We start from the raw sequence: 26304 nt of genomic DNA, 5'->3' as shown, positions 1-26304 counted from the left end.
CTTTTGAAGGATCTTTGTATATCGGTTTTTGCTATGCAACCCCCCGCCCGAAGCCGGGGCTGTCCCCGGAAGATGCTCTGTGAGGAGGTACCACATGAAACGTTTCATGGGATTCCGCTGGCTCCTTATCGTGCTCCTTCTCGGAGGGTGCGCTTCTCAGCAGGTGACGATGGCTGAGACACCGGCCTCCCCCCAACAGATGGTGATCGTCTCGAACGATTTCGAGGACCAGAAACCCGGAGACTGGATGGCGCGAGGAGATGGGACCAGGATAGCGATCTCGGACGCTGCGGCCCACTCCGGGAAGTACAGCCTCTATGTCTCCAACCGGAGCGCCAACTGGCACGGCACGCAGATCGACCTTCTCAAGAAGCTCCAGCCCGGTAAGAAGTACAGCTTCTCCGTGTGGGTGTACCACACCTCCGCGTCTGCCAAGAAGCTCATCATCACCATGGAGCGCATCTACAACGGGGAGAAGGGATGGGACCGTATCGCCGAGGTCTCGGTGGCGCCGAATACCTGGGTGGAGCTCAAGGGAGAGTACCAGGTTCAGTCGGCAAAGGTGGAAGAACTCGTCTTCTATGTGGAGGCGGAGAGCAGTTCCCTCTCCTACTATGTCGATGATGTCACCATATCTCAGGTGAAGTAGCAAAAAGTTCTTTACGGTACAGGGGTTCCGGATGTTGCCGGGACCCCTCCCGTTTTTGTCGGGAGTGAAGCCTGGAATCCCATGGAGGGCGTTCTGAGAGTGACGACGGGACTTTTCTTTTTACCATCTCGGCTTCCGGATTCCGAGGCCTCTCGAGGAATGATCATTCCTCCCTGCGGGTGTCTCCTGCCGGGCCACTTCCGGCCGGATAGAGAGAAGAACGCCGGTTGTGGGAAACTGCATCTCGGTGTGGGGTCTTGCTGGAATTCGAGGCTCCCACTTGATATACATTTCTGGGATGGAAGGAGTTGCTATGCCTCGATACGCTCTCTGCTGGCTGGAGTACCGGCCGTGTGACGACCGTGCGTACAAGGACGCTGTCGTCGACCGTATCCGCACCCTGTGGATCCAACCGGGCGAGGATGTAGTCGGATTCGAGATCCGTGATGCACTCTCCCGGCTCTTTCATCATGTCCCAGGGGAGGGATCGACGGGAGACGCTGGAACCCTCTACGTCGGAACCTCTGACCAGGCGCCTGTGGCGGACCGGATTCCTGCTGGGGAGCTGGAGAAGCTCGGTGATGAGGGATTCCTCCTGAAGGAGGTGAGAGAAAGAAAGGGAGGCTCCTCCCTCGTGCTCACCTCGAAGACACGGCGGGGTCTCGTGTACGGGGTTTTCTATCTCGTTTCCATGTTGCAGAGAGGCATCCCCCTGGAGGGGATCTCTCTCCACGAGGAACCGGCGTTCCCCTTGAGGATCATCAATCACTGGGACAACCTCGACGGCACGATAGAGCGAGGATACGCAGGCAAGTCGATTTTCTTTCACAGGAACAAGGTGGTGAAGGGGCTCCATCGCATAAGGGATTATGCCCGCCTCCTTGCTTCTGTGGGCATAAACGGGGTGGTGCTCAACAACGTGAACGTACGGAACAAGGCCCTCAGACTCATCACCGAGGAGTACCTGCCCTCCGTGAGGAGGATAGCCGATGTCTTCCGCGACTACGGGATACGGGTATACTTGAGCGTGAACTTCATGAGCCCCGTATACGTCGGGGGGCTTCCCTCCGCCGACCCCTTTGACCCTTCTGTGAAGAAGTGGTGGGCCGAGGTCGTCGCACGCATCTACGAGTACGTTCCCGACTTCGGCGGTTTTCTGGTGAAGGCGGATTCCGAGTTCAATCCCGGGCCGCACAGCTATGGGAGGTCCCAGGCCGATGGCGCCAACCTGCTGGCCGAGGCCCTCGCGCCTCACGGCGGTCTCCTCATTTGGCGGGCCTTTGTCTACAACATCCAGGACTGGCGGGACAGGAAGACCGATCGGGCGAGGGCGGCCTACGACATCTTCTCTCCCCTCGATGGCCGGTTTGCCGACAATGTGCTCCTTCAGATAAAAAACGGGCCCATGGATTTCCAGGTGAGAGAACCGGTCTCGCCCCTTTTCGGCGGCATGGAACGTACGAACCAGATGGTGGAGTTCCAGATCACCCAGGAGTACACCGGTCAGCAGATCGATCTGTGCTACCTCGTGCCCATGTGGAAGGAGGTGCTCGAGTTCGATACGCATGCGAGAGGTGAGGGGTCCACGGTGAGACGCGTGGTGGACGGTTCCCTCTTCGGACGTCCTCACGGCGGATGTGCAGGTGTCGCGAATGTGGGCTCTGATTACAACTGGACGGGGCACTGGCTCGCCCAGGCCAACCTTTATGGGTACGGGCGTCTCACATGGAACCCCGACCTTTCGCCGGAGGAGATCGCGAGGGAGTGGTGCCTGAGAACCCTCACCCGGGATGGAGAAGCCGTAGAGCGGTTGGTGGATATCCTCCTCGCCTCGTGGCCTGTCTATGAGAAGTATACCACTCCGCTCGGGCTCGGATGGATGGTGAATCCGGGACATCACTACGGCCCCAGCCCTGAAGGGTATGAGTACTCATTCTGGGGAACCTATCACAGGGCCGACAACCGCGCCATAGGGGTGGACAGATCATCCCGTGGAACGGGGTTCACCACCCAGTATCGTTCTCCGTGGCGTGAACTCTACGATGATCCTGCGACCTGCCCGGAGGAGCTCATCCTCTTCTTCCACAGGTTGCCGTACACCTATACACTGAAGGACGGGAGAACCCTCATCCAGTACTACTATGACAGTCACTTCGAGGGAGCCGAGGAGGTGAAACGTCTCAGAGAGGAATGGCTCAAACTGAGAAAGCACGTATCTCCTCGTGTGTTCCGCGAGGTACTCGAACGATTCGACAGACAAGTGAAGAACGCTGTGGAATGGCGTGACGTGATCAACACCTATTTCTATAGAAAAACCGGCATACCGGACGAAGAGGGGAGAACCCTCTACTGACTGTCGATAGACGGGAGGTTCTCTTCCATGATTTTACTTTTTCTTGAGGAGGAAAATCCATGAATGGAAATGAGCGTATGACCTCTCTGCTCTCCAGGATGTCGATCGAGGAGAAGGCGGGTCTCATGGTGCATCGGGCGAAAGGGGTTCCCCGTCTGGGAATCCCCAACTACAACTGGTGGAACGAGGCCCTTCACGGAGTGGCCAACTCGGGAGAGGCCACCGTCTTCCCCCAGGCCATAGGGCTTGCGGCCACCTTCGATCCCGATCTCGTACGGCGGGTGGCGGATGCCATCTCCAGGGAGGCCCGTGCGAAGTTCAACGCAGTGGGCAAGGAACGGGCCGCGGAATACGAGAGAGGGCTCACCTTCTGGTCTCCCAACATCAATATCTACAGGGATCCGCGCTGGGGGAGGGGGCAGGAGACCTACGGCGAGGATCCCTTCCTCACCTCCAAGATAGGTGTAGCCTTCGTGAAGGGACTGCAGGGAGATCATCCCTACTACCTGCGGGTGGCGGCATGTGCAAAGCACTACGCGGTCCACTCCGGTCCGGAGGGACTGCGGCACGTCTTCGACGCGCGGGTCTCCGAGAAGGACCTCTGGGAGACGTATCTTCCCGCCTTCGAGGCCCTTGTGAAGGCGGGGGTGGAGGCGGTGATGGGGGCCTATAACCGCGTGAACGGGGAGCCTGCCTGTGGGAGTAAACGGCTCCTCGAGGAGATCCTCAGAAAGAAGTGGGGTTTCAAAGGGCATGTGGTCTCCGACTGTTGGGCCATCGCCGACTTCCATCTCCACCACAAGGTGACGAAGGATCCCATAGAGTCGATCGCCATGGCCCTGGAGGCAGGGTGTGACCTCAACTGCGGGAACACCTACGAGCACCTCCTCGATGCGGTGAAGGCCGGAGCGGTCTCTGAGGAGCTTGTGGACCGATCGGTGGCCCGACTTCTCTCCACCCTCGACCGCCTTGGCCTTTTCACCGATGACCACCCCTACGTACGGCTCTCCCTCGCGGACATAGACTGGGAGGCGCACCGAGCGCTTGCCCGAGAGGCGGCGGAGAAGTCGGTTGTGCTCCTCAAGAACAATGGGATCCTCCCTCTTGATAGGCGGAAGCTGCGGTACATCTATGTGACAGGCCCGAACGCTGCGAATCCCGTCGCCCTCCTGGGCAACTATGCGGGCGTCTCATCCCGGCTCGTGACGGTGCTCGAAGGGATCACCGGTTATGCGGGCCCTGGAATCACGGTGACGTACAAGATCGGGTGTCCACTCCAAGGAAACAAGATAAATCCCATCGATTGGGCGAGCGGGGTGGCCCGGTATGCGGACGTGACCGTCGCCGTGATGGGACGTGACTCCGCGGTGGAAGGAGAAGAGGGGGATGCGATCTTTTCCGATAATTACGGCGATCTATCCGATCTCAACCTTTCCCGTGAGCAGATCGATTACCTGAGACGAATAAAGGAGATAGGGAAACCCCTCGTGGTGGTCCTCCTCTCGGGAGCCCCTGTGTGTTCTCCCGAACTCGAGGAACTGGCGGACGCCATTGTGTACGCGTGGTATCCCGGCGAAGAGGGAGGAAACGCCATTGCGCGGGTGCTCTTCGGTGAGGTCTCGCCCTCGGGGAGGCTCCCCATCACCTTCCCAAAAGGCGTGGACCAGCTGCCTCCCTTCACCGACTACAGTATGGAGGGGCGCACCTACCGCTACATGAAGGAAGAACCTCTCTACCCATTTGGGTTCGGGCTCTCTTACGCAACCTTCTCGTACAGAGATCCCAAGTCCTCGGCCTCGAGATGGGACAAGAGGGAGACACTCGAGGTCGTGTGTGAGGTCGAAAACACCTCGTCGATCCCTGCCGACGAGGTGGTCCAGCTCTACGTGAGGTGGGAGGACGCCCCGTTCCGTGTGCCGTTGTGGTCGCTCAAGGGGTTCACGAGGGTGTCCCTTGGCACCGGGGAACGGATACAGGTGCGCTTCGTGCTCTCTCCCGAGGATCTTTCCTTCATAGACGAGAAGGGGAGGAAGGTGCTCCCCGAGGGCAGACTCCGCTTCCATGTGGGACCGGCTTCCCCGGGAGGGCGGGCCCAGGAGCTGGGGTCACCGGAGGGTGTGGAGATTGTAGTGGAGTGTTGACCTGCTGTGTCGGAGAGGAGAGAAGATCCCCGGAAGGGGATCTTTTTTTGTTGACAGATCCCGAAACCGGGGGTAGAATGTTGTCGAAAACATGATAAGGCTAACATTGTATGAGAAAGAATATTTTATCTTTGTTTTATAAGGACTTTTATTTATCGGCATCAATGTTTTCGAAAACATCGGCCTCTCTTGCCATCTTTCTGCTCCAAGGAGTGCTCGTTATGGGGCTTGCTTCCTGTGCCTTCCGGGGCTGCAGCCACGGTCGTGGTGCGGTGAGGTGTGTGTGAAGAGGTGATGACCACATTTCCCGTAGGGGAAATGAGACATATCTTCCCTAAGGAGGGAGTCATGAGACGGTATCTGCTCCTCATCGTAGCCCTCGTACTGGTCCTTGCCGGGTGTGGGGGACCAGCACAGAAGGCTGAGAAGACCCAGGTCCGGTGGTTCGTCGGTCTGGGTGCGGGCACCGATGAACCCACTATCGCTGCCCAGGAAGAGATCGTAAAGCGGTACAACGAGTCGCAGGATGAGATCGAGCTCGTCCTCGAGATCGTTCCCAACAACCAGGCGTATCAGACCCTGGCCACCGAGCTCTCGGGTGGTAATGCCCCTGATGTGGTGGGCCCTGTGGGCATCAGAGGACGGGACAGTTTCAAGGGGGCCTGGATCGACCTCCAGCCGCTCGTGGAGAAGTACCAGTTCGATCTTTCCATCTTTGACGCGCCGATGGTGGATTTCTACCGGAATCCCGGCGAGGGACTCCTCGGACTTCCGTTTGCCATCTATCCCTCGTTCCTCTACGTGAACGAGGAGCTCTTCGAAGAGGCGGGGATCCCGCTGCCACCAACTGAGTACGGACAGCCGTATGTGGACGAGAACGGCAAGAGCTGGCCGTGGGATATGGACACGGTGAAGCGGATCGCCATGAAGCTCACCGTCGATCAGAACGGAAACGACGCTTCGAGCCCCGACTTCGATCCCCAGAACATCGTGCAGTGGGGGTTCGGCATCCAGTGGACCGACGCGAGAGGCATCGGTACGCTCTTCGGCCCTGGCACCTTCGTGGCTCCCGATGGAGGTGCGCAGATTCCTCCTCACTGGGCTGAGGCGTGGAAGTGGGTATACGACGGCATGTGGAAGAGCCACTTCTATCCCAACGGTCCCTACGGGTCGAGCGACCTCCTGAAGAACGGAGACTGGTTCTCCTCCGGCAGGGTGGCCATGGTCCACTGTCATCTCTGGTACGCGGGATTCGCCGAGATCAACTTCAAGTGGAACGTCTATCCCGTGCCTGCCTACAAGGGGAAGACGACTGCAAAGATGCACGCCGATACCTTCCTCATCACGAAGCAGTCGAAGAATCCCGACGCAGCCTTCAAGGTGCTCTCCTATCTGGTGGACGACGTGGCGGGCGAGCTCTGTGCGGTCTACGGCGGCATGCCTGCGAAGAAAGAGCTTCAGGGTGACTTCCTCGAGACCTTTTTCGCCAAACGATGGCCTGGTCAAGAGTTCAATCTGAAGGTGATCCAGGACAGCATCCAGTTCGCCGACAATCCCAACCACGAGAGCTGGATGCCCAGCTTCCAGGAGGCGAATACCCGGTACAACCAGTTCACGGATCTCATCTTCAACAACCCCGATGTGGACGTCGATGCGGAGATCCAGAGGCTGAAAGAGGATCTGGACAAGATCTTCAGGGCTGCCCAGCAGTGACTCGATCCGGTGGTGGAGGACCTCGCGTCCTCCACCATTACTCGCTTTTATATAAGGAGTTGAGACTATGAGCCATAAGGAGAGACATCCTTTGAGACTGTGGGAATACAGGTGGGGGCTCGCCTTCATCGCGCCCTGGCTCCTGGGTTTCCTGATCTTCTACCTCTTTCCCATGGTCGCGTCGTTCGTGTTCTCGCTGCTCGACTTTTCCCTCGCCGATCCTGGGGCCACCACGTTCGTCGGGTTCGTCAACTGGCGCAGGGCCTTCGTGGAGGATCCGGAGGTCCTGGCTTCGGTGGGACGCATACTCCTCTTCGCGCTCATCTCCCTTCCCATCGGCATGCTCTTCGCACTCGCCGTGGCCCTGCTCCTCCACAGCAGGTATCTGCTGGGGACGCGGGCTTTCAGGACGCTCTTCTACCTCCCTTCCATCGTGCCCTTCGTGGCGGCCGTGATCATATGGCAGGGGGTGCTCAATGAGCACACAGGGTGGATCAACCTCGCGATCGAAGGGATCACCGGTCTCGACGTGACCGGTACCGACGGGATCAGGTGGCTCGCCGATCCGAGACTGATCTACTTCACCTACACCCTCATCGGATTGTGGGGGCTGGGGAACACCATCATCATCTTCCTCGCCGGCCTCCAGGGGATTCCCATAGAGCTCTACGAGGCGGCGCAGATCGACGGAGCAGGACCGGCGCAGCGGTTCTTCAGCGTCACCCTTCCGCTCATCACACCGGTGGTGTTCTACAATGTGGTGATAGGGGTGATAGGTCTCATGCAGTACTTCCTGCCGCCCTATGTGATCAACATGGGCAGTGGATTCCCGAATGGAATGACCAACTTCCCCATGATCTACTTCTACCGGCAGGCCTTCACCTATCTCAATATGGGCTATGGCGCAGTGATCGCATGGATCATCTTTTTCCTGGGTCTTTTCTTCACTTTGATATTGTTCAGGACATCGCGATACTGGGTCTTCTATGCAGGAGGAGGAGAGGAATCATGAGAGAACAACGCCTTTTGCTCAGACGAGTCGTCTTCACCCTCGGTGTTGCCGTGTTGGCGGCGGTGTATCTCCTTCCCCTGATGTACGGGTTGTCCATGTCGCTCAAGACGAGGGATCAGATCGCATCCGCGAAACTTTCCATCCTTCCTCTTTCGCCCAGGACCTGGGAATACGAAGGGAGGCAGTACGACCTCTATGAGGTTCCCGTGGATGGAGAGGTCCGCATACTCGCCATGATGAAGAGGGGACGGACATCTTCCGTGTTCATGGATCCGCAACAACCGGGTGAGCAGATCGTATGGGAGGGGAACTGGAGGACCCTCGATCGTGTGTGGAAGGTCGATCCCCAGTGGAGCAACTTCGCTGAGGCGTGGAAGGCGACGAAGTTCCCCGTGCTCCTCAAGAATACCGTGCTCTATGCAGTGATCACCACCTTCGGTACCGTGCTCTCCTCGCTCCTCGTGGCCTACGGCTTCGCCCGGTTCAGCTTCCCGGGAAAGAACGTGCTGTTCGTGGTCCTCATGTCCACCATCATCCTCCCCTCGGCGGTGACGTCCATACCCACGTATGCGATGTTCTACTTTCTCGGTTGGGTGGGGACATGGCTCCCCCTCATGGTGCCGGCCTTCTTCTCGAATGCGTACAACGTCTTCCTGCTCAGACAGTTCCTCATGGGTATACCGAGGGAACTCGATGAGGCCGCACGTATCGATGGTGCGGGGCCTCTGAGGACCCTGTTCCAGATCATCGCTCCTCAGGCCACGCCCGCGATCATCGCGGTGGCGCTCTTCCACTTTTTCTTCGCCTGGAATGATTTCTTCGGTCCGCTCATCTATCTCTCCGGGAAGGGGGACCTCTATCCGATCTCCATAGGACTCACGGTGTTCAACAACATGTACACCTCTCAGAACCACCTCATCCAGGCCGCGGCCCTCATCGCGAGTGTGATACCGTTGGTGGTCTTCGCCTTCGCCCAGAGGGTGTTCATGCAGCGTCTCATCGATACGGGGGTGTTCAAGTAATCACCTTTGGTCGAATATATCTACTACTCACGTGAGGAGGATGGACTTGAACGAGGCAGTGCTCTACGAGTCTTCGTATGTCACGGGAACGCGTCTTACCCCTCTGCGTCCAGAAGAACGCAGTCCTGCGTCCGTGTCAGGATCACCGTATATCGAGCGGGAGGTGGTGGTCGATCCCTCTCGGGAGTATCAGCGCATACTCGGCTTCGGTGGGGCGCTCACCGAGGCATCAGGATACGTGCTTTCTCTGTTACCGGACAAGGAGAGGGAACGGGTGATCCGGATGTACTTCGATCGAAGGGAGGGGCACGGGTATACCTTTGCGAGGACGCACATGAACAGCTGTGACTTCTCGTTCGGGAACTGGGCCTTGGTGGAGAAGGAGGACCCCTCACTCTCTTCGTTCGACCTGGGTCCTTCCCGACGGTACCAGCTTCCGCTCGTGAAGGATGCGTGGAGGGTCTCGGGTGGTCTTCGTCTTCTCGTCTCCCCCTGGAGCCCGCCGGCCTGGATGAAGGACAACCGTGAGATGTGCCACGGGGGGAAGCTCCTTCCGGAATATTACCCCGTGTGGGCGCGGTACTTTGTCTCCTTCATCAGGGCTCTTCAAGGGGAAGGGCTCGAGGTGTGGGGTGTGACGGTCCAGAACGAGCCCGAGGCGGTGCAGACATGGGAGTCGTGTATCTACACCGGTGAGGAGGAAGGACGGTTCGTCAGGGATCACCTGGTGCCCACGTTCAGGGGGGCCGGCCTGGAAGGGAAAAAGGTGCTCATCTGGGACCACAACAGGGACAGGCTTCCGGAACGGGTGGAGGAGAGCTTCGGACTCGAAGGGGTGAGGGAGGTGGTGGACGGAGTGGCTTATCACTGGTACTCCGGTCCGCAGTATGATAACGTGGAGGAGACCTCTTCTCGCATCGATGGCAAGCTCCTCGTGTTCACCGAGGGATGCATCGAGGGAGGGGCGAGGCCGGGTGAGTGGTGGGTGGGGGAGCGGTACGGCTACGAGATGATCCAAGACCTCCTCCACGGGGCCAAGGCGTGGATCGACTGGAATGTGGTGCTCGACACGGAAGGGGGTCCGAATCACGCAGGAAACTTCTGCGACGCACCGGTGCTCGTGGATATCGAGGGGAAGGAGGTCTTCCCCCAATCCTCGTACTACTACATAGGCCACCTCTCACGGTGGTGTCGTCCCGGGAGCAGGAGGATTGAGGTCACCGTTCCCGAGGCAGGGGATGAGGATTCATCCGCCGGTGGTCGCTTCTGGGAACAACGGGATCTCGCATTGGGGGTGCGGGATCCCGAGGGGAGGATCGTGTTGGTCTTGTACAATTCGCGTGATGTCTCCATCATGTACTCGGTTCGAAGGAAGGGGGACCGTGGAGAATTCCGGCATGTCTGTCCTCCTCATTCGATCCAGACCGTGATCCTGGAGGCCTGAAGAGGAGGGTATGGTCACACAGAAAGATGTCGCCCGGCTTGCAGGGGTCTCCTTCATGACCGTCTCGCGCGTCATCAACAACAAGGGAAATGTGCGACCCGAGACACGCAGGCGGGTGGAGGAGGCGATCCGGGTGCTGGGGTATTCCCCCAGTTTCGTGGGGAAGGCCCTCAACCAGGGACGCACGGACACCGTGGCCATCATGACTCCTGCTCGTTTCGACGACACGATGGGGAGCCTCTATCTCATGAGGGTGATACGGGGGATATCCCTCGCCTGCAGACAGTACCAGCAGGATATCCTCCTCTCGCCTCTCACCCTCGAGGACCCCTCGTTTGATTACTTAAGGCCCTACAGGCAACGGAAGGTGGATGGGCTCATCTATGTGGGGTTACAGAAGATGCCTCAAGAAGTGCGTGAGGAGATCAACAGACGGAGGATTCCCTGTGTGGTGATAGGAGATCGACCGGAGGATGAGGAGTTTTCCTGGGTGGATACCGATAACGAGCGCGCGGGATACGATACGGTGATGCGGATCTGGAAGCGGGGACATAGGCGGATCTGTTTCGTAGGGCTCAGGGAGGAGTTCTACAATGCGAACATTCGCGATCGGGAGAAGGGGTACAGACGGGCGATGAAGGAACTCACAGGAGAAGAGGTGCCTGACGAGTGGGTGTGGAGGGCTGGATACCACCAGGAAGAGGTAGCCCAGGTGGTAGAGTGCGCCTTTTCATCGATGGGGGAGCGACCCACGGCCCTCTTCTGTGCGACCGACGAGATGGCCTTGGGTGCGCTTGTCGCGCTTCGGCGGCTGGGACTCCGTGTACCGGAGGATGTCTCGGTGGTGGGGTTCGACGGGTTCCTGAAGGACTTGGGCATCTCTCCCACGCTCGCCTCGAACGAACAACCGCTCGTGGACGTGGGGAGGAAGGCCGCCGAGATCCTCTACAAGCACATCTGTAATCCAGCCGCACCCAGGGAGACGCACATCTTCCCGGTGTATCCCCTGGAGGGAGAGACTCTGCAGTCCCTGGAGGAACGGTAGTAGGGGGAGCCATAGAAGCCGACCTCGATCGTAAGCTTTCATCGGAAGTTTTCGTTGACGGGAGGGAAAAGGGATGGTAGAATCATCTTTATGGTAGCGTTAACAATCGTGGCGAAAGGAGAGGATCTAGGCCGCCACCCGGATTCTCTTGCACATGGCCTCCCGTGGGGAGGTCCACAACCTTAAATATGGGAGGAGGAAGGAGATGAGACGTTATCTTCCGTACCTTGCCCCCCTCATGCTCGTACTTATGCTGCTTATAGCATGTGAAGGGGGGATCGTCAACCTGAGTGGAGACCTGGTCTCCCGTGCCACCTTTGAGAGTGGGTGTGACTATGTGGACGCCGACACTGCTCGGATCTGGCTCAATGCTGCGGATGCAGGATGGGCCGACGTCCATTACAAGGTGAACGGTGGAGGACAGCTCAACGTCCGCATGAACCGGGATGGCACCTCCTTCTGGTACGAGGTGAATGGGCTCTCCGAGGGTGATGTGATCGACTACTGGTTCACCATCGGGTTCAACGCGGGTGCGCAGGATACGGGGTGGTACTCCTACACGCACACCGCGGGTGGGAGCACTCCCACAGCCCACGCCTGCGGGGAGCACCACGTTTGTGATCGAGGCCGAGGACTATGCGGCGATGAGCGGGGTGCAGACGGAGTCGTGTGTTGAGGGCGGGCTCAACGTGGGCTGGATCGATGCGGGTGATTGGATGGCGTATGCGAGCCGGTACTTCGAGGGAGGGGAGTACCTCGTCGAGTACCGCGTGGCGAGCCTCAACGGGGGAGGCCAGCTGAGCGCCGATCTGGATGCGGGGTCGATCGTGCTTGGGTCGGTGAGCATCCCCTCGACGGGTGGGTGGCAGAACTGGACCACGGTGTCCCACACAGTGACGATTCCTGCGGGGAACCATGCCTTTGGGATCTATGCGGTCTCCGGAGGGTGGAACATCAACTGGATCCGGTTCACCCACCTGGGCAGTGGCGGAAGTACGCCTACACCCACGCCCACACCACCTCCTTCTGGTGACTGGGTGCTCATATGGAGCGACGAATTCGAGGGCTCGTCCTTGGATACCTCCAACTGGACACCGGAGATAGGGGGAAGTGGTTGGGGGAACAACGAGCTCGAATACTATACCGACAGGCCCGAGAACATACAGGTGAGCGGCGGGTATCTTCAGATCATCGCCCGGAGGGAGTCGTACGGCGGGATGAATTACACCTCCGCCAGGCTCAAGACCGAAAACAAGGTGTATCACACCTACGGGAGGATCGAGGCCCGTATCCGCCTCTCTCGCACTGGAATGGGGTTGTGGCCCGCATTCTGGATGCTGGGAAACAACTTTTCACAGGTGGGCTGGCCCGCCTGCGGCGAGATCGATATCATGGAGCACATCAACACCGAGGATGTCGTGTACGGAACCATCCACTGGGACGCCGGCGGGTATGCCTCCTACGGCGGTAACATTTCCCCCGTCGATGTGACCCAGTGGCACGTGTACTCCATCGAATGGGATGCCTCGTCCATCAAGTGGTTCGTCGATGGAGTGCAGTACCACGAGGCGAACATAGAGAACAGTATCAACAGCACCGAGGAGTTCCACCGTCCGTTCTTCATCCTCCTCAATGTCGCGATCGGGGGCAATTGGCCGGGCTTCACCATAGACGACAGCATGTTCCCGGTGACCATGTATGTGGACTGGGTGAGGTGGTACCAGAGGTGAGAAGCTTCTTCATACGGTACCCTTGGGTATCGTGGTGGCGGCAGGCAGGGCATCCCTGCCTGCCTTTTTCGTTAAAAAAGGAATGTGTATTGTGGGAATCGCACCTCTTGATTACAATGTCGCCATGATCACCCAGAAGGATGTGGCACGGCGTGCGGGAGTCTCCATCATGACGGTCTCCCGTGTACTCAACGGGTCCCCCAACGTGAGGCCCGAGACCAGGGAACGTGTGCTCCGGGCCATGGAGGACCTGGGGTACCACCCCCACAGCGGGGCGCGGAGCCTCGCTCGACGATACATAGGAAGCCTTGGTGTAGTGGCTCCCCTCCCTGAGAACATCGGTCTCGAATCCAACCCCTACTTTGTGAGACTGCTCCAGGGTATAGAATGGGCGTGTATCCATCAGGGCTACGATCTCCTCATCTCCTCCCAGCGCCGTCACGATCAGGAGGAATTCCCCTACTTCAGGCTCTACTTCGAGCGGAAAGTCGACGGTCTCATCTTCCTGAACGCGGGTTTCGGAGATTCCCACCTCGAGCAGATAGAGAGGTATCACATCCCCTCCTGTGTGGTGGGGGAGCGGCCGGAAAGTCCTCATGTGGACGTGGTGGATACCAAGAATCGGGAAGGGGTGGCACGCCTCGTGGAGTATGTGGTGGCGCACGGGCATTCGAAGATAGGCTTCCTTCACTCTACCGTGGCCACATACCACATTGTCGAACGATTCGAAGGTTTCAAGGAAGCACTCTCCCGGTATGGCCTTCGCTTTCGCGAGGACTGGGTCTTCTGGGGAGATTTTTCCGAAGGGAGCGGGGCGGAGGCCCTGGACAGGCTCCTTTCACTGGATGACCGCCCCACCGCGCTCGTCTGCGGTACGGACTCGATGGCCATCGGTGTGATACGGCGGGCTCGGGAGAGGGGGGTGGAGATCCCGGGAGAACTTTCTCTCACAGGCTTTGATAACATCCCGGAGGCGAGAGTGGTGCATCCACCGCTCACCACCATGGAACAGCCTCTCGTGAAGATGGGGGAATGCGCCGCTGAACTCCTAATCGAGAGGATCACCCACCCAGAACTTCCTGCAAGGCGGGAGTTGTTTGAGACCTCTCTCGTAGAAGGTGGAACGGTAGCTCCACCTCGACGGTAAGCGTATGTACTCTTGCACAAAGGGGGGAAATACAGTATCCTTATGTTAGCGATAACAAGAAGGGAGTATATGCGAGATGGAACAGCGTGTAGTCCCTCAGGGTGAGGTCATCTCATGGGGAGGAGGCAAGTACTACCGAATCCGGCACTTCGACAGGCTCCCCTGGTTCTTCACCACGGTAGCGAGCGGCTCGGATCTGTGGCTCTATCTCACGTCCAATGGGGGTATTACCGCAGGGAGGAAGAACCCCGACCATGCGCTCTTTCCCTACTACACCGAGGACAAGCTCGCCGACATGGCGGAAGTCACCGGGGCCTCGTTCATCGTGCGGATCCTCACGCCCGAGGGCGTGGTGGTATGGGAGCCCTTTTCCTGTCGCTCCGAGGGCAGGTGGGAGGTGGTGCGCTCCCTCTACAAGCGGTTGAACGGTGCCGCGGTCTACTTCGAAGAGGAGAACCTCGATCTCGGCCTCTCTCTCGTCTACGGCTGGACCACCAGTCCTCGGTTCGGCCTGGTCCAGTACGTACGCCTCGAGCGAAAAAGGGGGGGCCACCCTGTAGAGGTGCTCACCGGTGTGCGGAACATCCTCCCCTCGGGGGTAGAATCGCGGGTGCAGAATGAGTTTAGCTGCCTCGTCGATGCTTACAAGCTGAACGAGCTCCTTCCCGGACCGATCGCACTCTTCAGGCTCAGCTCCATACTCACCGACAGGGCAGAGCCGAGCGAGGCCCTGCGGACCACGGTGGCGTGGACCACCCTGGAAGGGCCCGAGGCCGTCCTGCTCTCGGATGCCCAGGTGGAGGCCTTCAGAAGGGGAGAGGAGGTGCAGACCGAGTCTCTCACCAGGGGGCGGAGGGGGGCCTTCTGGCTCAAGACGCGACTGGGCTCCCACGAAGCCTCCAGGGACTGGTACGTGGTACTCGACGTGGACTACGACCAGACCGAGGTCCTCAGGTTGAGGGCGCTGCTCGAAAAGGACAGGGGTGAGGTGCGTTCGACCCTGGAACGCGATATCGAGGCGGGCATGGAGGAGCTCGAGCGTATCGTGGGATCGGCCGATGGGTTCCAATGTACCGCCTCGGAGGCCTACGATGCCCACCACTATGCGAACGTGCTCTTCAATGTGATGCGGGGGGGCACCTTCCCCTCCGGTTATACCATATCCCGGGAGGATCTCTCGGATTTCCTTCGGAGGCGCAACCGACCTCTCTTTAAGGCCCATGCCTCCTGGCTCGCATCCCTTCCTCAGGAGATGGATCGCGAGAGCCTCCTGGCCGAGGTGGAAAAGCGGGGCGATCCTCACCTCGTGCGTCTCGCCTACGAGTACCTGCCGCTCTACTTCAGTAGGCGGCACGGGGATCCCTCGAGGCCGTGGAACCGGTTCTCCATAGAGCTCAAGGACGAGAAGGGCCGGCCCCGGCTCTACTACCAAGGCAACTGGCGCGATATCTTCCAGAACTGGGAGGCGCTCGCGGTCTCCTTCCCTGAGTTCCTGGAACACATGGTGGTGGTGTTCCTCAACGCGAGTTCCCAGGACGGCCACAACCCCTATCGGATCTCGCGTGATGGGGTGGAGTGGGAGGTCCCCGAGCCCGAGAATCCCTGGGCCAACATCGGCTATTGGGGCGACCACCAGATCGTCTACCTCCTGAGGTTGCTCGAGAAGCTCGCACAGATGTACCCCGAACGACTGGAGACCCTCTCCAGAAAGAGGATCTTCACCTATGTGGAGATCCCCTACAGGATGAGGCCGTACCACAGGATGCTGGAGAATCCACGGGCTACCATCGAGTTCGATCACGACTGGCACCGCAGGATCATGGCCCGGGTGGAGAGAGAAGGCTCCGATGGACGGCTCGTCCATGAGGGGGACGGTGTGTACCTCGGTACGCTCCTCGAGAAGCTCCTCCTCCCCGTGCTGGTGAAGCTCACCTCCCTCGTACCGGAAGGCGGTATCTGGATGAACACCCAGCGGCCCGAGTGGAACGATGCCAACAATGCCCTCGCCGGCCCCGGTCTCTCTGTGGTCACGCTCGCCTACCTCCGCAGGCACCTCGCCTTCCTCAGGGGCCTCTTCTCGGCGTGGGAGGGGGAGAGGGATGTCCCGGAGGCCATAGGCCGCCTCTTCCACGATGTGGACGTTGTGTTGGTGGAGTTCGCCTCGGTGGAGGCGTGGACCCCACGCGACCGCCGCGCCTTCCTGGATCGTATGGGGAGGGCAGGGGAGACCTACAGGGAGCACCTCTACGGTACCGGTCTTCCCGGCAGGCGCGTCCTCCTCTCGAAAGAGGAGCTCCTCTCCTTCTGTGAGCGTGCCCTGCAGGTGGTGGATGCCTCGCTCAGGGCGAACCGGAGGGACGATGGGCTCTACCATTCCTACAACCTCATGCTCCTCGATGAGGACGGCGGCATACGCATCCGTCACCTCTACCCCATGCTCGAGGGACAGGTGGCCGTGCTCTCTTCCGGCCTCCTTTCGGGCGAGGAGGCGCGCTCGCTCCTCGATGCGCTCTGGAGGAGTCCCCTCTATAGAGAAGACCAGGACTCGTTCCTCCTCTATCCGGACAGGGACCTCCCGGGGTTCCTCGATCGGAACGTGATCCCGGGCGAACGCCTTGCCCCTTTCCGGCTCGTGACAAGGATGAAGGAGCGGGGTGACGAACGGCTCTTCAGGATCGACGACGAGGGATACTACCACTTCCATCCCGATTTCCGAAACGTGGAGGTCCTCAAGGCGCGCCTTGCAGAGCTAAAGGAGGGTCCTGAGTATGCAGCGCTCGTGGATGCAGAGGCGGAGGCGATCTGCGACCTCTATGAAGAGGTCTTCGATCACGCCTCGTTTACCGGACGCTCGGGCACCTTCTTCGGGTACGAGGGGCTCGGGAGCATCTACTGGCACATGGTGGCCAAGCTCCTCCTCGCCGTGGGGGAGCTCTTCTGGGAGGCCTGGGACCGTGGCGACCTTAAGGGAGCGCGGGCACTTGCCCGGCACTACTACCGGATTCGGGGAGGGCTCGGGTTCAATAAGACACCTGCCGAGCAGGGCGCTTTCCCCCTCGATCCCTACTCCCACACGCCGAGGCACACAGGGGCGAGGCAACCCGGTATGACCGGCCAGGTGAAAGAGGAGATCCTCGCCCGGTGGCTGGAGCTGGGGGTGCGGGTGAAGGAGGGGAGGCTCTGCTTCGAACCGGCTCTCTTGAGGCGAGCGGAATTCCTCTCAGCCCCCCGGACCTTCGAGTACTATGAGGTGTCGGGTAAGAGAGGCAAGGTGAAGCTCTCTGCCCACCAGCTGGGGTTTACCCTGTGTCAGATCCCCGTGTGCTACACCTTGGGCGATCACCTGCAGGTGAGGGTTGTCTTTGCGGACGGCATGGTGAAGTCCCTGGAGAACGGCGAGCTCGATCCCTCCCTCACACAGGCGGTCTTCTCCCGGAGGGGAGCGATTCGTGCATTGGAGGTGACGATCCCCGGGGACATGCTCCTTTAGGGGTGTCGAGATGAGGTTTTTCTTGACAGGTGGAGAGAGCGTGGTATAATGATAACGATAACATGTTAACGCTACCATAACGGAGGCGAACTATGAGAGCCGCAACGACAGTATGGACCCTTGTGTGTGGGCTGATAGTGGTTGGCGCGATCGCGTGTACCAGTCCTACGGGACCGGGTGGCGGCGCTGAGCCGACCCCCACACCAGAGCCTGTCTCCGGTAACGGGGACTTCTCCGAGCCCCTCTCCACGGCCGAACCGGATGGGAACGGCAATCTGGACACGGGCGGAAGCTGGGCCTTCTATCTCAACTCTGGTGGTAATGGCTCGGCCCAGATCGAGAGCGGTGAGCTTCACGTGGTCGTTACCGACTCCGGCACGACGGATTGGGCTGTGCAGCTCCTCCAGGCCCCTGTGTTGGTGGAGCGGGGTGGCACCTACCACATCAGCTTTGCGGGAAGGTCCTCAACGGACGGCATGAGGGTGGTGATCAAGGTGGGAGGTACCGCGGAGAGGAGCTGGACCGCCTATTACCAGAACACCTTCACCCTCACCACGACCATGGAGACCTACGAGGTCGACTTCACGATGGAGCTCGATACCGATGAGAACGCCCGCTTCGAGGTGTGGTTCCTCGATACCGGCGACTACTGGCTCGATGATATCTACCTGGTGAAGACCGGTCAGGAGGAGCTCCCCACGGAGGGAACCCTCACCGAGGCCGACGAGGATCAGGTGGAATCGTGGCAGCTCGTCTGGCAGGAGGAATTCGACGGCCCCTCCATCGACACCTCGATCTGGAACTTCGAGATAGGGAACGGTCATGCGCAAGGCATCCCCGGATGGGGAAACAACGAGCTCCAGTACTATAAGCAGGAGAACGCCTTCATAGAGAACGGCGTGCTCGTGATAGAGGCGCGGGAAGAACAGGTGAGCGACGAGTACGGCACCTATGACTACACCTCGGCCCGCATGACGACCAAAGGTAAGTACGAGTTCCAGTACGGAAGGGTAGAGATTAGGGCAAAGCTTCCCTACGGACAGGGGATCTGGCCGGCCCTGTGGATGCTCGGTTCGGACATCGATACCACCGGATGGCCTTCCTGTGGCGAGATCGACATCATGGAGCTTATAGGGAGCGTGCCCAACGTGGTGCACGGCACGGTCCATGGTCCGGTGAGTCAGGGGCCGGGGGTGGGGTCTGGCTACACCCTCGAGAGTGGGACATTCGCCGACGACTTCCACGTCTTCGCCATAGAGTGGGATCCCGACGAGGTGGAGTTCTACGTGGACGATCAGCTCTACCACGTGGTGAACAAGGACGAGATCGGTTCGGACTGGGTCTTCGATCACCCCTTCTTCTTCATCCTCAACGTGGCGGTAGGTGGGAACTGGCCAGGCGCGCCTGATGACACCACGGTCTTCCCGCAGAGGATGGAGGTGGACTACATCCGTGTGTACGAGGATACCAACCCCGATTCCATCGACGGCCAGGAGAAGTGGGACTGCGACTATGAGATCGCCTGGCAGGAACCCGTTCAGATAGATCAGGTGACCGCAACCGAAGATCCCGAGTTCTACCTCATCGCTGAAGATCCCGGCCTGGTGGACGTGGTGATGGACTGGGATCCCAACACCCTCACCCAGGGGGCGGTGATGCCCGACGTGTGGGGCTCCGGTTCCACCTATGATGCCCAGGCGACCTACAACGGGAAGAACTGCTGGAGTGTCACCCCGGGCACCGGATGGGGCATCTCTGGGGGGGTGCTCGCCTTCATGGGCGACATCTACGATGGTACCAAGGTGGCAGACTTCCCGGCGGACATTGCCACCTACACCTCGATAAAGCTCACCCTCGCCTTGCCTGCCGACTTCGATCCGGCCTCGGGCCATGACATTCACATGAAGCTCGCAGGCTCCGAAAAGGAGATCTCCATCCTCCCGTACCTCGATACCGCCACCACCGACTGGCAGCAGGTGACGGTTCCGCTCTCGGCCTTCGGTACCCCCTCTGAGATTGCGGGAAGCACGCAGATCGCCATTTTTACCCTAGGATCCACGCAGCCCTACTACATCGCCGAGTGGCGCCTGAGCGCGAATAGCTGATATCCTTGAACTCCCGGGAGAGGGCCCCAGAGGCCCTCTCCTCATTATCACGGCTTAGTCCGCTATGTACTGCAGATCTTCACTCTTCCCCGAGCGATGGCCTCGGTCAAACAGGGAAACGTAGGTTTTTCCGCCTCGAAGAAGAAGTAGCGGGCCCCGATGCGCTCGGGGAAGTGGGCGTCCGAGTTGGTGAGGGAAGGGTAGCCGCGGGTATCGAGCCGGGGGGGTATGTGCCACAGCTCCACGGCGTCGAACGGCTCGTCCGGCAGAAAGCCGAGCTGGCTGTAGCAGGAGAAGGCGCCCCTGTCGATGTGGGAGGGAAAGGCGAGCCCCCCTCGTGCATGGACGGCCTCCACCGTCTCGTGGAGGCTCACCCTGCTGGCCGAGGCGAGCGAGAAGGGCAGCTCGTCGATGATCTCCTCCTCCTCGTTCACCACCGGCTGATCGCCGTATCGTTCGGGATTGTGGGGCAGCTTGATGAGGGAGTCTTCCCACCACGAGGAGAAGTCCAGGGCCTCTTCGAGGGTGGGGAAGAGGGCGACGAGGTGGAGCTCCTCGGCGGTGGTGAGTTCCAGTCCAGGGAGCACGGTGATCCCTGCTGTGTTCCCGAGGGCGGTGAGCGCAGGGGTGTTGCGGGCGGTGTTGTGATCGGTGAGGGCGATGAGCTCAAGTCCCTCCTCTCTCGCCCTCCGGATGATGGTGCGAGGCCCCATGGAGAGATCTCCACACGGCGAGAGACACGAATGGATGTGAATGTCGGCCTTCCACCACTTCATGAGGAGGCATCGAGGGCCTGGTAGAGGATACCGGAACACTCGAACTGGTTGCGGCTGGTTCGAAGGATGGCGATCCCCTCCTGGGCGGCGGCCTCTACCATGTCCTCAGGGATGGGCCTGTTGTTGCACACGAGCACCACCCTGATGCCGGTGAGGATGGCCACCGCGATGGTGTTCTTGTGCGCCTGGATGGTGATGAGCACGGAGTCCTCCGGCGCATTGGCCATCACATCGCTCAGGAGGTCGGAGGTGTATCCGGTCTTCACCACCACCTCGGGATCGGGGACGAGGACCTCCTCCGCCTCAACCAGAGGGGGTATCTGCTTTATCGTGAGCATCTTCTCCTCCTTGAAGGGATATTGCGACCTTCACAATGGTCCCCTTTCCGGGGGTGGAGTGGATGGAGAACTCGTCCGCCACGCGCTTGGTGTTGGGAAGCCCCATCCCTGCTCCGAAACCGAGGGAGCGTATCCAGTCCGCTGCGGTGGAGTAGCCTTCCTGCAGGGCCAAGGCGATATCCTCGATACCCGGCCCTGAGTCCTCGGCCGTGATCTCCACCCTCCGTGGGGTGAGTACGAGCCTGAGCACTCCTCCCACGGAGTGGACCACGATGTTCATCTCGAGCTCATAGGCGGCGATGGAGGCCCGCCTCACCACCTTGGGGGGGAGCCCTCGCTCGGTGAGGATCCGTTTTATCTGGGTGGACGCGGTACCGGCGTGTTCGAAGTCGTACTGCCTGATGTAGAACTCCCTGGTGTATGAGCCTGCCTCCGGGGGATGTCCCTCGTACGAACGCCTGTAGAGGGTTGCTTCCATCTGCTCGAGGGCACGGTTCGCCTGCAAAAGGAGGCTCGTGATGATATCCCTGCTCGTGACGATGCCCACGAGGCTTCCCTTCTTGTCGAGTACCGGGAATCGTCCGTAGTGGTACTTATCGAGATAGGAGATGGCGAACCTGAGGGGCATGTCCTCTTCCAGCACCACCACGTTTCTCGTCATGTGCCTGCCCGCCGGTTCGTCGATGTAGCCCTTGTCGAGGGCGGTGATGATGTCGTCGAGGCTCACGATGCCCACCAGACGGTGTTTCTGGATCACCGGGACTCCGGTGATGCGATTCGCTTTCATCTTGTGCTGGATGGAACGCAGGGGTTCATCGGGAGTGGCGGTGATGAGATCCCTCGTCATCACGTCCCTCACCTTGAGGGTATAGATGAGTTCGAGGAGTCGGGGGGAGGGGATGTCACTCAGCGGGGTCTGATCCATGAGCACCTTCCTTGATGCGGGCGATGAGCGCACAGGTCTCGAACGTGGGCAGGGGTGTGGAGACGAGGCAGATACCGTATTCGTCGGCGAGGGCCTTCATCCGGGGCTGGACGGATTTCCCGCATACCAGGATCACCGCGGGAGCTCCCACGATGTGGGCGGTACGAATGGTCTGCTCGGAGGCAAGGGCAGTGATGAGCAGAAACCCTTCCCCGTCATGGGTGAGCACGTCGCTCATGAGATCGCTGGCCACCACCTCCTCACAGAGTATGTTCTCCGGCGGAGGCCCCCCTACGTGCGAGCCGTCGATGGTCTTCAGTATATCCGAAAGGAGCATCTTTCCTCCTCGTTCGTGTGGTTCATGCTGGAGTATATCCTTTCTCACTCCTTGAGCAACTCCGGTCGCTGCTCGGTGATGTGCACCATGTGGAAGAGGGTTTCGAGTTCGAGCCCGATATTCACCTGGTGGATGACGCACCGGTTTTCACAGCCGTGGGGGCAACGTTCCTGGCACTTGAGCTCCACCGTGGTGAAGTTGAGGAAGCCGCGTATACCCGCGGCTCGCATGCGTTCGAACACCTCGAGCGCTGCGTGCGAGGGCACGGCCAGGATGCCCACCCTTATTCCCTCTTTGTCAACGATGGACTCAAACTCATCCATGGGAAGGATGGGGACCTCACCCTGCTCTTCTGGGGGCGGGGGAGCTATGTCGAAGCCAGCCACTATCTGGATGCCCTCACGGCGGAGCTCCTGAGACTCGATGAGTGCCCGACCTATTCTTCCGCATCCTACCACCACGGTTTTGCAGGGGTTATTAGCGCCCAGCAGGTGTTCCAGGTGCTCTATGAGTTCATCGATGAGGTATCCACCCTTCTTCCGCCCTTCCATTCCCAGGAGGGAGAAATCTTTGCGGACCACGGCGGGAGTGAGGCCGAGTGCATCGGCAAGATTCGGGGAATAGACCCTCACGAACCCCAGTGACCTGAGGTTCTTGAGAACCCTGAGATACCGCGACGCTCTCGTTATAGTGTTTTTTGTGATCATCTTCTCGTTAAAAGATTCCACGGGAATTTATACTAGCATATTTCAGAAATAAAGAAAAGACTATTGATATTAATTCACCTATTGTCTATAATCCAGTATCCCACGATAGCTAGGAGGGTGCATGGCTCAGACAGCAGAGGTGACGCTCCATCCGGAACTCATGGCCTTCATCGAGCAATGGAAGGAGAAGCCTGGAAATCTCATCATGGTGCTCCACAAAACGCAGGAGATCTACGGGTACATCCCCCGGGAGATCGCCATGGAGCTCGCCAAGGTGATCGATGTGCCACTCGCGAAGATCTACGGCGTGATCACGTTCTACCACTTCTTCAAGCTCCGCAAGCCCGGGAAGCACCGGATCTCGGTGTGTATGGGGACCGCCTGCTTCCTCAAGGGAGGCGAGGACATCCTCAAGGAGCTGGAGGACCTTTTGGGCGTGGGGCCGAACACCGCGACCGAGGATGGACTCTTCTCGTTCGAGGCGGTCCGGTGCCTCGGGTGCTGCGGCCTCGCCCCGGTTGTGATGGTGGACGGCGAGGTGTACGGCAAGGTCACGAAGGACGATCTTCCGGGTATCCTCGCCAAGTACAGGGAGCAGGGATAACACCATGCATCGTACGCTCTCCGACTTCATTCTGGAGCTCGTGCAGAACGCTCTCGAGGCCGGAGCGCGTACGATAGAAGTCTCACTCCATACTGGAGAAGGGTGGTGTACGGTGGAGGTGAGGGACGACGGGAAAGGCATGACGCCTGAAGAGAAGGAGAGGGCCCTCGACCCCTTCTTCACCGATGGGCGGAAGCATCCCGCCAGGCGCCTGGGATTGGGGCTCGCCTTCCTCAAGCAGGCGGTCGACCTGGTCGGAGGCGGGCTCTCCCTGGAGAGTGAGCCGGGCAGGGGCACGGTGGTGCGCTTCACCATGCCGCTCGATCATGTGGATACGCCTCCGATGGGGGACCTGGCCTCCACGTGGCGGCAGGCCCTCTCGTTTGATGGGGACTACGAGCTGGTGGTGGAGAGACGGGGTGAGGGAGGTGGCTACACCCTCTCGAGGAAGGAGCTCTTGGAAGAGCTCGGGGACTTCTGGGATGCATCGCATGCCCTTCTCCTGGACAGGTTTGTGCACGAGCTCGAAGACTCGTGCCTCAACGCTTCACGTGAAGGAGATGTCTATGGGAAAGATGACGCTGGAACAGCTCAGGAAGCTTCGGGAAGAGAAGAAGCGGCTCCTTGAGATGCGGGATCCCGACAACAAGGAGATCCACATCGTGGTCGGTATGGGAACCAGCGGAATCGCTGCAGGGGCCAAGGAGACGCTCGATGCCTTCTTGAGGATCATCGAGGAGAAGGGGCTCACCAACGTGGCGGTTCGTCAGGTAGGGGGCTTCGGACTCGATTATGCCGAGCCCACCGTGGAGGTGATCATGCCCGGCATGCCGCGTGTGATCTACGGTAAGGTCACCCCTGATGTGGCGCGACGCATCGTGGAGGACCACATCCTCGGCGGGAAACTGGTGGAGAATCACGTCTACGACAGACCCGCGGCTGATATCGTGAGCAAAGAGGAATAGGAGGGACGCATGGCATACAAGCAGTACGTGCTCATATGTGGCGGTACCGGGTGTGAGTCGAACAAGTCCGACCAGGTGTACCGGAACCTTCTCGGGCTCCTCGAGAAAGAGGGGATTTCGTCCGATGTCCAGGTCGTCAAGACAGGATGCTTCGGGTTCTGCGAGCAGGGGCCGATCGTGAAGGTGCTCCCCGAGGAGTCCTTCTACGTCCAGGTGAAGCCGGAGGATGCGGAGGAGATCGTCAAGGAGCACCTCATAAAGGGGCGGCCGGTCACCCGGCTCCTCTACAACAAGGACCAGAGCAAGGAATTCGCGCGGGTCGACGATATCGACTTCTATCAGAAACAGTTCCGTGTGGTCCTGAGGAACTGTGGGTTCATCAACCCCGAGGATATCAACGAGTACATCGCCCGCGATGGGTATGCGGCCCTGGAGAAGGTGCTCCTCGAGATGAGCCCCGATGAGGTGATAGAAGAGCTCAAGAGGTCCGGGCTCAGGGGACGTGGAGGAGCGGGGTTCCCCACCTGGCGGAAGTGGCTCTTCACCAAGCAGGTGGAATCTGATATGAAGTACGTGGTCTGTAACGCGGACGAGGGGGACCCCGGCGCCTACATGGACAGAAGCGTGCTCGAGGGTGACCCGCACTCCGTACTCGAGGCGATGATCATCGCAGGTAAGACCGTGGGGGCTCACAAGGGCTACATCTATGTCCGTGCCGAGTACCCCCTCGCCATCCGCAGGCTCAACATCGCCATCGAGCAGGCGAGAGAGCTCGGACTCCTTGGAGAGGACATCCTGGGGAGCGGGTTCTCGTTCGACATCGAGATCAGGCTCGGGGCAGGTGCCTTCGTCTGCGGCGAGGAGACCGCCCTCCTCGCATCGATCGAGGGTTCCAGGGGTACCCCCCGACCCAGGCCGCCCTTCCCTGCGGTGAAGGGGCTGTGGGGAAAGCCCACCGTGATCAACAACGTGGAGACCCTCGCGAACATCCCGGTGATCATCCTGCGGGGTGGCGACTGGTTCGCGAAGATCGGTACTGAGACATCCAAAGGCACCAAGGTCTTCGCCCTCACCGGCAAGGTGAACAACTCGGGGCTCGTGGAGGTCCCCATGGGCACCACCCTGAGGGACATCGTCTTCAACATAGGCGGCGGCATCCCCAACGGCAAGAAGTTCAAGGCCGTGCAGACCGGTGGTCCCTCGGGCGGTGTGATCCCCGAGGAGTACCTCGACACGCCCATCGACTACGAGAACCTCCAGAAGCTCGGCTCCATCATGGGTTCGGGTGGTATGATCGTGATGGATGAAGACGACTGTATGGTGAACGTGGCCAAGTTCTACCTCGGCTTCACGGTGGACGAGTCGTGCGGCAAGTGTGCCCCGTGTCGGGTGGGCGGAAGGAAGCTCTACAACATCCTCGACCGGATCTCGAAGGGCAAGGGCACGCTCGAGGACATAGACAAGATCAAGGAAATCTCCCACGCCATGAAGCGTGCCTCGCTCTGCGGATTGGGACAGACCGCTCCCAACCCCGTACTCTCCACCCTCCACTACTTCGAGGATGAGTACCGGGCACACATCGTGGAGAAGCGGTGCCCCACCGGCAAGTGTGTGGAGCTGGTCACCTACACCATACTTCCCGACAAGTGTATAGGCTGTGGCGTGTGCGCCCGGAGATGTCCGGTGAACGCCATAACCGGGGAACGGAAACAGCCCCACGTCATCGATCAGGACAAGTGTATCAAGTGCGGTGCCTGTTACGAGGCCTGTAAGTTCAACGCCATAGAGAAACGCTAAGGGG

The 26304-nt window shown here is 59.7% G+C and carries 22 protein-coding genes; 17 read left to right on the top strand and 5 right to left on the bottom strand.

What is annotated here, in order from left to right:
• The first annotated feature begins 94 nt into the window (after nucleotides 1-94).
• From STHERM_RS06935 to STHERM_RS06875, 13 genes are all read left to right on the top strand, one after another.
• A complete protein-coding gene (locus STHERM_RS06935) occupies nucleotides 95-649 on the top strand; it encodes a carbohydrate binding domain-containing protein (RefSeq protein WP_013314176.1) in 555 nt (184 codons plus the stop codon).
• Between the two features lie 313 nt (nucleotides 650-962).
• A complete protein-coding gene (locus STHERM_RS06930; RefSeq protein ID WP_013314175.1) occupies nucleotides 963-3002 on the top strand; it encodes an alpha-glucuronidase family glycosyl hydrolase in 2040 nt (679 codons plus the stop codon).
• Nucleotides 3003-3061: 59 nt separating this feature from the next.
• On the top strand, nucleotides 3062-5143 hold the full coding sequence (locus tag STHERM_RS06925; RefSeq protein ID WP_013314174.1) for a glycoside hydrolase family 3 N-terminal domain-containing protein: 2082 nt from the start codon (nucleotides 3062-3064) through the stop codon (nucleotides 5141-5143).
• Between the two features lie 348 nt (nucleotides 5144-5491).
• A complete protein-coding gene (locus STHERM_RS06920) occupies nucleotides 5492-6856 on the top strand; it encodes an ABC transporter substrate-binding protein (RefSeq protein WP_013314173.1) in 1365 nt (454 codons plus the stop codon).
• Between the two features lie 91 nt (nucleotides 6857-6947).
• The gene (locus STHERM_RS06915) at nucleotides 6948-7868 is read left to right on the top strand and encodes a carbohydrate ABC transporter permease (protein ID WP_237223192.1); all 921 of its coding nucleotides are present in this window, start codon (nucleotides 6948-6950) and stop codon (nucleotides 7866-7868) included.
• Nucleotides 7865-8890 carry a carbohydrate ABC transporter permease gene (locus STHERM_RS06910; RefSeq protein WP_013314171.1) on the top strand — a complete coding sequence of 342 codons (1026 nt, stop codon included), beginning with the start codon at nucleotides 7865-7867 and terminating at the stop codon, nucleotides 8888-8890. The genes STHERM_RS06915 and STHERM_RS06910 overlap by 4 nt, the downstream gene beginning before the upstream one ends.
• 40 nt (nucleotides 8891-8930) lie before the next feature.
• Nucleotides 8931-10334: a glycoside hydrolase family 30 protein gene (locus STHERM_RS06905; protein ID WP_013314170.1), complete on the top strand. Its 1404-nt coding sequence runs from the start codon at nucleotides 8931-8933 to the stop codon at nucleotides 10332-10334.
• A 10-nt stretch (nucleotides 10335-10344) separates the two neighbouring features.
• Entirely contained in the window at nucleotides 10345-11379 is a 1035-nt protein-coding gene (locus STHERM_RS06900; protein WP_013314169.1) for a LacI family DNA-binding transcriptional regulator, read from the top strand.
• Between the two features lie 205 nt (nucleotides 11380-11584).
• Nucleotides 11585-12055, top strand: coding sequence for a hypothetical protein (locus STHERM_RS12295; RefSeq protein ID WP_013314168.1), 471 nt, complete (start codon nucleotides 11585-11587; stop codon nucleotides 12053-12055).
• Nucleotides 11997-13109, top strand: a complete 1113-nt coding sequence (locus STHERM_RS12290; RefSeq protein WP_237223189.1) for a carbohydrate-binding protein — start codon at nucleotides 11997-11999, stop codon at nucleotides 13107-13109. The genes STHERM_RS12295 and STHERM_RS12290 overlap by 59 nt, the downstream gene beginning before the upstream one ends.
• A gap of 124 nt (nucleotides 13110-13233) precedes the next feature.
• Nucleotides 13234-14256, top strand: coding sequence for a LacI family DNA-binding transcriptional regulator (locus tag STHERM_RS06885; RefSeq protein WP_041623398.1), 1023 nt, complete (start codon nucleotides 13234-13236; stop codon nucleotides 14254-14256).
• Between the two features lie 76 nt (nucleotides 14257-14332).
• A complete protein-coding gene (locus STHERM_RS06880) occupies nucleotides 14333-17746 on the top strand; it encodes a hypothetical protein (protein ID WP_013314165.1) in 3414 nt (1137 codons plus the stop codon).
• A gap of 92 nt (nucleotides 17747-17838) precedes the next feature.
• Complete coding sequence (locus STHERM_RS06875) at nucleotides 17839-19851, top strand: family 16 glycosylhydrolase (RefSeq protein WP_013314164.1); 2013 nt, start codon at nucleotides 17839-17841, stop codon at nucleotides 19849-19851.
• Between the two features lie 62 nt (nucleotides 19852-19913).
• Here the strand turns inward: STHERM_RS06875 and STHERM_RS06870 are convergent, their stop codons facing one another.
• From STHERM_RS06870 to STHERM_RS06850, 5 genes are read right to left on the bottom strand one after another with little or no spacing between them, the layout of a single operon-like run.
• On the bottom strand, nucleotides 19914-20627 hold the full coding sequence (locus STHERM_RS06870) for a PHP domain-containing protein (RefSeq protein ID WP_041623396.1): 714 nt from the start codon (nucleotides 20625-20627) through the stop codon (nucleotides 19914-19916).
• Nucleotides 20624-20965, bottom strand: a complete 342-nt coding sequence (locus STHERM_RS06865; protein WP_013314162.1) for a hypothetical protein — start codon at nucleotides 20963-20965, stop codon at nucleotides 20624-20626. The genes STHERM_RS06870 and STHERM_RS06865 overlap by 4 nt, the downstream gene beginning before the upstream one ends.
• A complete protein-coding gene (locus tag STHERM_RS06860; RefSeq protein ID WP_013314161.1) occupies nucleotides 20931-21890 on the bottom strand; it encodes a CBS domain-containing protein in 960 nt (319 codons plus the stop codon). The genes STHERM_RS06865 and STHERM_RS06860 overlap by 35 nt, the downstream gene beginning before the upstream one ends.
• Nucleotides 21868-22227, bottom strand: coding sequence for a hypothetical protein (locus STHERM_RS06855; RefSeq protein WP_013314160.1), 360 nt, complete (start codon nucleotides 22225-22227; stop codon nucleotides 21868-21870). Before STHERM_RS06855 ends, STHERM_RS06860 begins: the two co-directional genes overlap by 23 nt.
• Nucleotides 22228-22271: 44 nt before the next feature.
• On the bottom strand, nucleotides 22272-22955 hold the full coding sequence (locus STHERM_RS06850; protein WP_148223886.1) for a redox-sensing transcriptional repressor Rex: 684 nt from the start codon (nucleotides 22953-22955) through the stop codon (nucleotides 22272-22274).
• 100 nt (nucleotides 22956-23055) lie between these two features.
• Between STHERM_RS06850 and STHERM_RS06845 the strand changes: the two genes are divergently transcribed.
• From STHERM_RS06845 to STHERM_RS06830, 4 genes are read left to right on the top strand one after another with little or no spacing between them, the layout of a single operon-like run.
• Nucleotides 23056-23538, top strand: a complete 483-nt coding sequence (locus STHERM_RS06845; protein ID WP_013314158.1) for a complex I 24 kDa subunit family protein — start codon at nucleotides 23056-23058, stop codon at nucleotides 23536-23538.
• Nucleotides 23539-23542: 4 nt separating this feature from the next.
• Nucleotides 23543-24166 (top strand): ATP-binding protein, encoded by a 624-nt coding sequence (locus STHERM_RS06840; RefSeq protein WP_013314157.1) that lies wholly within the window; start codon nucleotides 23543-23545, stop codon nucleotides 24164-24166.
• A complete protein-coding gene (locus tag STHERM_RS06835; RefSeq protein ID WP_014625104.1) occupies nucleotides 24105-24503 on the top strand; it encodes a (2Fe-2S) ferredoxin domain-containing protein in 399 nt (132 codons plus the stop codon). Before STHERM_RS06840 ends, STHERM_RS06835 begins: the two co-directional genes overlap by 62 nt.
• Nucleotides 24504-24512: 9 nt before the next feature.
• A complete protein-coding gene (locus STHERM_RS06830) occupies nucleotides 24513-26300 on the top strand; it encodes an NADH-ubiquinone oxidoreductase-F iron-sulfur binding region domain-containing protein (protein WP_013314155.1) in 1788 nt (595 codons plus the stop codon).
• Nucleotides 26301-26304 lie beyond the last annotated feature (4 nt).

The organism is Spirochaeta thermophila DSM 6192 (assembly GCF_000147075.1).
Classification (GTDB): domain Bacteria; phylum Spirochaetota; class Spirochaetia; order Winmispirales; family Winmispiraceae; genus Winmispira; species Winmispira thermophila_A.
This window is presented reverse-complemented; position numbering and strand designations above follow the sequence as displayed.